General features: G+C 68.0%; 1 pseudogene. It reads right to left on the bottom strand.

Going from position 1 to position 507, the window contains the following annotated elements:
• Positions 1 to 58 precede the first annotated feature (58 nt).
• A pseudogene (locus ABD323_RS45680) lies at positions 59 to 507 on the bottom strand (AIM24 family protein); the annotation flags it as partial.

The raw sequence follows: 507 nt of genomic DNA on the forward strand, positions 1-507 counted from the left end.
ATGGCAAACACTATAGCCGAGGTTGTTAAAAGTTATACAATTAGACCAACTGCAGAACCTACAGACCGAAGCGCCGTCCGAGGTCGCCGAGATTCCCCAGACCGGGGACGTTCACGTTCGGCAACTGGCTCTGGCCGTGGCCCTGCTGCGGCGGTACGCCGTAGCCGCCGCCGGGGACGCCGGCCTCCTGGTGCACGACGCCGACCGAGCGCTCGGCCATCAGGGTCTCGCTGGACTGGATCAGCACCGTACCGGCCCCGATGACCTCGAACTGTTGCCCCCCGCCGGAGGCCCCGCCGAGACCGGTCAGCTGGCGGAGCCCGCCGAGCACGCCGTGCATGTAGCCGTGGTCGTAGTGGTGGCAGGGTGCGGGGCAGTCGGCCCAGCCGACCAGGGCCTGCGGGTCGACCCGGATCGGCGGCTCGACGAAGTGCACCGGGCCGTTCGAGGCGGCCACGAACTTGCCGGTGCCGATCAGGGTGAGGAAGCCCGGGATGATCGACTGCT

The organism is Kitasatospora nipponensis, from assembly GCF_039528135.1.
Taxonomy (GTDB): Bacteria; Actinomycetota; Actinomycetes; order Streptomycetales; family Streptomycetaceae; genus Kitasatospora; species Kitasatospora nipponensis.